The organism is Acidocella sp. C78 (assembly GCF_907164655.1).
This window is the reverse complement of sequence record NZ_CAJQZK010000061.1, coordinates 52,883-60,000: the sequence shown is the minus strand read 5'-3', so window position 1 is coordinate 60,000 and position 7,118 is coordinate 52,883. Positions and strand designations below refer to the sequence as shown.

At 60.2% G+C, this 7,118-nt stretch carries 4 protein-coding genes, 1 tRNA gene and 2 rRNA genes (1 of these 7 cut by a window edge); 6 read left to right on the top strand and 1 reads right to left on the bottom strand.

The features are described from left to right. The 3 genes from ACIDOCELLA78_RS83720 to ACIDOCELLA78_RS83710 form a co-directional block, all read left to right on the top strand. Positions 1 to 2,050, top strand: a 23S ribosomal RNA gene (locus ACIDOCELLA78_RS83720); it begins 684 nt to the left of the window's first position. Positions 2,051 to 2,143: 93 nt separating this feature from the next. Then, positions 2,144 to 2,258: ribosomal RNA gene (gene rrf / locus ACIDOCELLA78_RS83715) — 5S ribosomal RNA — on the top strand. A gap of 25 nt (positions 2,259 to 2,283) precedes the next feature. Continuing rightward, positions 2,284 to 2,360: transfer RNA gene (locus ACIDOCELLA78_RS83710), tRNA-Met, on the top strand. Here ACIDOCELLA78_RS83710 and ACIDOCELLA78_RS83705 read toward each other — a convergent pair. Beyond that, positions 2,317 to 4,044, bottom strand: a complete 1,728-nt coding sequence (locus ACIDOCELLA78_RS83705; protein WP_201727924.1) for a recombinase family protein — start codon at positions 4,042 to 4,044, stop codon at positions 2,317 to 2,319. The two genes, ACIDOCELLA78_RS83710 and ACIDOCELLA78_RS83705, sit on opposite strands and share 44 nt — an antisense overlap. Before the next feature lie 246 nt (positions 4,045 to 4,290). Here ACIDOCELLA78_RS83705 and ACIDOCELLA78_RS83700 point away from each other — a divergent pair, with 246 nt between their 5' ends. The 3 genes from ACIDOCELLA78_RS83700 (at position 4,291) to istB (ending at position 7,103) form a co-directional block, all read left to right on the top strand. Beyond that, positions 4,291 to 4,617, top strand: coding sequence for an NIPSNAP family protein (locus tag ACIDOCELLA78_RS83700; protein WP_035186457.1), 327 nt, complete (start codon positions 4,291 to 4,293; stop codon positions 4,615 to 4,617). Positions 4,618 to 4,789: 172 nt separating this feature from the next. Beyond that, positions 4,790 to 6,319, top strand: a complete 1,530-nt coding sequence (gene istA, locus ACIDOCELLA78_RS83695; protein WP_201727833.1) for an IS21 family transposase — start codon at positions 4,790 to 4,792, stop codon at positions 6,317 to 6,319. Next, the gene (gene istB, locus ACIDOCELLA78_RS83690) at positions 6,309 to 7,103 is read left to right on the top strand and encodes an IS21-like element helper ATPase IstB (RefSeq protein ID WP_013641220.1); all 795 of its coding nucleotides are present in this window, start codon (positions 6,309 to 6,311) and stop codon (positions 7,101 to 7,103) included. Before istA ends, istB begins: the two co-directional genes overlap by 11 nt. Positions 7,104 to 7,118 lie beyond the last annotated feature (15 nt).

Genomic DNA, 7,118 nt, shown 5'->3' with positions numbered 1-7,118 from the left:
AAGGTGCGGTAACACGCACTGGAGGGCCGAACCCACGCCTGTTGAAAAAGTCGGGGATGAGCTGTGGCTAGGGGTGAAAGGCCAATCAAACTCGGAGATAGCTGGTTCTCCGCGAAATCTATTGAGGTAGATCGTCGTGTGTATGCCTTCGGGGGTAGAGCACTGGATGGGCTAGGGGGCCCAAAGCCTTACCAAACCTAACCAAACTCCGAATACCGAAGTGTCTTGCGCGGCAGACAGACGGTGGGTGCTAAGGTCCATCGTCGAGAGGGAAACAGCCCAGACCACCAGCTAAGGTCCCCAAATTGTGGCTAAGTGGGAAAGGATGTGGGAATTCCAAAACAACCAGGAGGTTGGCTTAGAAGCAGCCATCCTTTAAAGAAAGCGTAATAGCTCACTGGTCTAATAGAAATCCTGCGCCGAAAATGTAACGGGGCTAAAGCCACATACCGAAGCTGTGGGTGCATGGAAACATGCGCGGTAGCGGAGCGTTCCGTAGGCCTGTGAAGGGAGATGGGGTGACCCCTCCTGGAGGTATCGGAAGTGCGAATGCTGACATGAGTAGCGACAAACAGAGTGAGAAACTCTGTCGCCGAAAGTCCAAGGGTTCCTGCGCAAGGTTAATCCGCGCAGGGTGAGCCGGCCCTAAGGCGAGGGCGAAAGCCGTAGTCGATGGGAAGGGGGTGAATATTCCTCCGCCTGCTGGAAGTGACGAATGCGAGATGTTGTCTGTCCTTATCGGATTGGGCGGGCTTTTGAGCATTCCGGGAAATAGCTCCAGCGTATAGACCGTACCCTAAACCGACACAGGTGGACTGGTAGAGTATACCAAGGCGCTTGAGAGAACGATGTTGAAGGAACTAGGCAAATTACTCGCGTAACTTCGGGATAAGCGAGACCCGTATGTGGGCAACCATGTGCGGGTGGCACAAAAGAGGGGGTAGCGACTGTTTAGTAAAAACACAGGGCTCTGCGAAGTCGAGAGACGACGTATAGGGTCTGACGCCTGCCCGGTGCCGGAAGGTTAAGAGGAGAGGTGCAAGCCTTGAATTGAAGCCCCGGTAAACGGCGGCCGTAACTATAACGGTCCTAAGGTAGCGAAATTCCTTGTCGGGTAAGTTCCGACCTGCACGAATGGCGTAACGACTTCCCCACTGTCTCCAGCATCGGCTCAGCGAAATTGAATTCCCCGTGAAGATGCGGGGTACCCGCGGTCAGACGGAAAGACCCTATGAACCTTTACTGCAGCTTTGCAGTGGCATCAGAAGAGTGCTGTGTAGGATAGGCGGGAGGCATTGAAGCATGGGCGCTAGCTTGTGTGGAGCCAACCTTGAAATACCGCCCTGCGCGCTTTTGATGTCTAACCGTGGCCGGTTATCCCGGTCCGGGACCCTGCATGGTGGGCAGTTTGACTGGGCGGTCGCCTCCTAAAGAGTAACGGAGGCGCGCGATGGTGGGCTCAAGCCGGTCGGACATCGGCTGTTGAGTGCAATGGCATAAGCCCGCCTGACTGCGAGAGCGACAGCTCGAGCAGAGACGAAAGTCGGCCATAGTGATCCGGTGGTTCCACGTGGAAGGGCCATCGCTCAACGGATAAAAGGTACTCTAGGGATAACAGGCTGATCTCCCCCAAGAGTCCACATCGACGGGGAGGTTTGGCACCTCGATGTCGGCTCATCACATCCTGGGGCTGGAGCAGGTCCCAAGGGTTCGGCTGTTCGCCGATTAAAGTGGTACGTGAGCTGGGTTTAGAACGTCGTGAGACAGTTCGGTCCCTATCTGCCGTGGGTGTTGGAGACTTGAGAGGATTTGTCCCTAGTACGAGAGGACCGGGATGAACATACCTCTGGTGCATCGGTTGTCACGCCAGTGGCACAGCCGAGTAGCTAAGTATGGACGGGATAACCGCTGAAAGCATCTAAGCGGGAAACCCACCTCAAAACTAGGTCTCCCCGAGGGTCGTGATAGACCATCACGTCGATAGGCCGGGTGTATAAGCGCGGTAACGCGCTCAGCTAACCGGTACTAATCACCCGATAGAACTTGAATATCTCAACCACCCCCACCATGCACAAACACCAACACAGTCTCACTCAACACACCAAATCCACACCAGTCCAAAACATCACGATAGATTGGACGACCTGGTGGCCATTGCGGGGAGCCCGCACCCGATCCCATCCCGAACTCGGCCGTGAAAACCCCCAGCGCCCATGGTACTGTGCCTCAAGGCACGGGAGAGTAGGTCGCCGCCAGGTCCTCCAATCTATCGTCCACCACAACCGCGGGGTGGAGCAGCCCGGTAGCTCGTCAGGCTCATAACCTGAAGGTCACAGGTTCAAATCCTGTCCCCGCAACCACCTTGATTTGCGCCTCAAGAACAGAAATAGAACCAAGCCCCGTTGCACACGCACCGGGGCTTTTGTCGTTACCGCTACCTGACGCAAGACGCAGTATCCCCGCCAGCGCACCCCGGAGTTCCACCTTCAGTTCTGCACCGTCCGGCACCAGGATCACCGCCTCGATCAGCGTGCGGATGATACTGAATGCCTCGTCCTTCGTGGTCGGATCCCGCAGCGCCTCGTGCAGGTTGGCGACCGCCTCGCGGTAAAGTTCGGCCATCGCCGGATGCAGCGAAGGTTCGGGCGCGGTCTCGCGGGCGAGAAGATCGGTCAGTTCGGCCTTGCGGGCCTCGATCCGGATCATCTCGTCGCGGAGGCTGGACGCCGGCATGCCCTCGGCGATCGCATCGATGATCCGGGCCTTGCGGTGTTCGATGCGTTTGAGTTCCTCCCGCATCCCCGAAAAATGGGCCCGCCGCTGCGCGCTGGCGGTATTCTGCTCGGCGACGAACGCCTCGGCGAATTCCCCGAACAGCGCCGGGTCCATCAGCCGGTGGCGCAGGCCGTCCAGCACCATCGCCTCGAGCCGGTCGCCCCTGATGTTCAGCCGGTTGTCGCAGGTGCCCTTGTTCCGGGCGGTCGCACAGCCGAACAATGTTGCGCTGATCTTGCTGTAGGCGCCACCGCACACACCGCACCGCATCAGGCCGGTGAGAAGGTGTTTGGGTCGCTGGTGGCGCCAGAATTCTGCCCCCGATGAGTCGCTGCGGGCACTTGGTTCCGTGGCCATGTCCGGGCGGGTCGCCTTGCGCATGTTGCCCTGTCGCTGCTTGACCGCGGCCCAAAGCTCGTCGTCGATGATCCTCAGCGCGGGGATCTCGGTGATCACCCATTTGCCTGGATCGTTCAGCCGTGAGACCCGCTTCCCGGTGGCCGGATCCTTTATGTAATGCAGACGGTTCCACACCAGGCGCCCGACATAGAGTTCGTTGTTCAGGATACCCGTGCCGCGTTCGGCGTTGCCGTTGATCGTGCTCTGGCTCCAGCCTTCACCGCGCGGCCCCGGAATCTTCTCCTTGTTCAGCTGGACGGCGATCGCGCGCGGTGATTTGCCATGAGCAAATTCCCTGAAAATCCGGCGCACGACCTCGGCTTGTGCTGCGTTGATCGTCCGCTCGCCGGTCTTCGCCGTGCCATCAGCGCCGAACTGGCGGACCACGTCATATCCATATGAGTTGCCACCGCCGGAGCGTCCTGCTTCGACCCTGCCTCTCAGGCCCCGGCGCGTCTTGTCGGCGAGGTCCTTCAGGAACAGCGCGTTCATCGTACCCTTCAGGCCGATATGCATCTCGCCGATCTCGCCTTCGGCAAGGGTCACGATCGAGACCCCGGCAAAGCGCATCCGCTTGAACAGCGCGGCGATGTCCTCCTGGTCGCGCGACAGGCGGTCCATCGCCTCGGCCAGCACGATGTCGAACCGGCCGCGGCCCGCGTCGGCCATCAGCTCCTGGATGCCCGGCCGGAGCAGCGACGCCCCTGAAATCGCCCGGTCGGCGTAGCTGTCCACCACAATCCAGCCCTGCCGGTCCGCATGTTCCCGGCACAGCCGCAGCTGGTCCTCGATCGACGCCGCACTCTGAAGGTCACTCGAAAAGCGGGCGTATAAGGCAACTCGCACGGTCATCGCTCTGGCTCTGGTCATGAGTGAGCTGCTATCGTTTGGGACCGCGGCACCCAATGTCAAGCTTTCTGCGGATTGCGCGCCGGAATCCAGACCAATCAATTCCGACTGCAGGTCGCCCACCCAAGGTCCAACACCGAAATGAAGTCGCCGTTCACGGCTCCACCCGCGGATCACGACGACGGATGAACCAATCCTTCCGGCTTGCTGGGGTGGGGGACCGGGGCTAGCATCCTCCGCGTCGATATATCTTCAGGAATAGAAACCATGATCCACGAACTCCGCATCTATCACTGTATGCCGGGTCGACTTCCAGATCTTCTGAAGCGGTTCGAGACCGTGACACTCGGATTGTGGGATAGACACGGCATTCGTCAGGCAGGGTTCTGGACGACGCTCGTTGGAGAATCCAACATGGATCTCACCTATCTGCTGGCGTGGGAATCCCTCGCTGAGCGCGAGAGCAAATGGACCGCTTTCCAGGCTGACCCCGAATGGCTGGCCAAGCGCGCCGAAACCGAGAAGAACGGTCAGATCGTGGCCAGCATCACCAATCAGATCCTCGTGCCGACAGCGTTCTCGGCAGTACGCTGACGTCCTATGGCCGCGAGGGCTTCAAGTCATGTCGGTGCAGGCTGGAGGGAAGTCCCGTCTGTTGATTTCCGCTGAGATCTGACCCGGGAAGGCCGGATTTTTCCACTGAGATTTGACCCATGTTTGACTGTTTCCCCGTCTGGAAGAGGCGGGGGCGAACGGAGTGTTGGACATGGCGTTTTTGAGCATTATCCGCCGGTGGCATAAGCGTGAGCATGTGCCGATCCGAGAGATTTCCCGGCGCACAGGCGTGTCGCGGAACACGATCCGCAAATATCTTCGGTCTGATGTGATTGAGCCGAAGTTTCAGGTTCTGGACCGGCCGAGCAAGCTTGATCCTTATGCCGAGAAGCTTTTGGCGTGGCTGCGCCGTGAAGCTGGCCGGCCGCGCAAGCAGCGGCGGACGGTCAAGCAGCTATACGGTGATCTCGTCAGCCTGGGCTATGACGGTTCCTACAATCGTGTGGCGGCCTTTGCCCGGGCTTGGAAGGGGGAGTGCCAACGGCTGCAGCAGACCGCCGGCCGGGGAACCTTCGTGCCCTTGGCCTTTGCGCCTGGCGAGGCGTTCCAGTTTGACTGGAGCGAAGATTTTGCGATCATCGGTGGCGTCCGCGTCAAGTTGCAGGTGGCGCACACCAAACTGTCGCATAGCCGGGCGTTCATTGTTCGGGCCTATCTGCTGCAGACACATGAGATGTTGTTCGACGCGCATAACCACGCCTTCCAAGCTCTCGGCGGCGTACCGCGGCGCGGGATTTACGACAACATGCGCACCGCCGTTGACAAGGTCGGCCGTGGCAAGGAGCGCAGCGTCAACGCCCGCTTCCTGGCGATGACCAGCCATTATCTCTTCGAGGCCGAGTTCTGTAATCGGGCCGCCGGTTGGGAGAAGGGGCAGGTTGAGAAGAACGTCCAGGATGCACGCCACCGCCTGTGGCAGTCCATGCCTCCGTTCGAAAGCTTGGACGCCCTGAACGACTGGCTGGAGCGGCGCTGCCGGGAGCTGTGGGAGCAGACCGCGCATGGCAACGAGCCGGGAACCATTGCCGATGTCTGGGCCAGCGAGGTTGAGAGCCTCATGCCTGTGGGCCGTCCGTTCGATGGGTTCGTGGAACACACCAAGCGGGTCTCCTCGACCTGCCTGATCCACTTGGAGCGTAACCGCTACAGCGTGCCGGCCTCTTTTGCCAACCGGCCGGTCAGCCTGCGGGTCTATCCCGACAGGCTGGTGGTGGCGGCGGAGGGGCAAATCATCTGCGAGCATCCGCGCATCATCGACCGGACGCACAACGGCCCAGGGCGCACTGTGTATGACTGGCGGCATTATCTGGCGGTGATCCAGCGCAAGCCGGGCGCCTTGCGCAACGGTGCGCCGTTCCTGGAATTGCCCGATGCCTTCAAGCGGCTGCAGCAACATCTCCTGCGCCGTCCTGGCGGTGACCGGGAGATGGTGGAGATCCTGGCCCTGGTGCTGCACCATGACGAGCAGGCGGTGTTGGTGGCGGTGGAACTGGCGCTGGAGGACGGCGTGCCGTCCAAGACGCATATCATCAACCGGCTCCACCGGCTGATCGACGGCAAACAGGCTCCGCTTCCGGTCATCACCGCGCCACAGGCACTGACATTGGCCAATGAACCCAAGGCTGACGTCGAGCGCTACGATAGCTTGCGCCAATCTGAGGAGGCCCGCCATGCGTCATGATCCCGCCACCGGCGCGCTCGTCATCATGCTGCGCAGCCTCAAAATGCACGGCATGGCACAGGCCGTCGATGAACTGGCCCAGCAGGGTGCCCCGGCCTTCGAAGCCGCCATCCCGGTACTCTCCCAGTTGCTCAAGGCCGAGACCGCTGAGCGCGAGGTCCGCTCCATGGCCTATCAGTTCAAGGCCGCCCGCTTCCCGGCCTATCGCGACCTGGCCGGCTTCGACTTCGCCAGCAGCGAGGTCAATGAGGCCCTGGTCCGCCAGTTGCATCGTTGCGACTTCATCGAACCCGCCGACAATGTCGTGCTCGTCGGCGGCCCGGGCACGGGCAAAACCCACATCGCCACCGCGCTCGGCGTGCAGGCCGTCGAGCATCACAAAAAGCGCGTCCGCTTCTTCTCCACCGTCGAGCTGGTCAATGCTCTGGAGCAGGAAAAAGCTCAGGGAAAGGCTGGGCAAATCGCCGGCCGTCTGATCCATGCCGACCTCGTCATCCTCGATGAGCTTGGCTATCTGCCCTTCAGCGCCTCAGGCGGAGCTTTGCTGTTCCATCTGCTCAGCAAGCTCTACGAGCGCACCAGCGTCGTCATCACCACCAACCTGAGCTTCAGCGAATGGTCCGCCGTCTTCGGCGACGCCAAGATGACCACCGCGCTCCTCGATCGCCTCACCCACCACTGCCATATCCTCGAGACCGGAAATGACAGCTTCAGGTTCAAAAATAGCTCCGTGCAGAAATCCCAAAAACGAAAGGAGAAAAATCCAGCCTTGACCCCATCATGAAACTCAAATCATAAA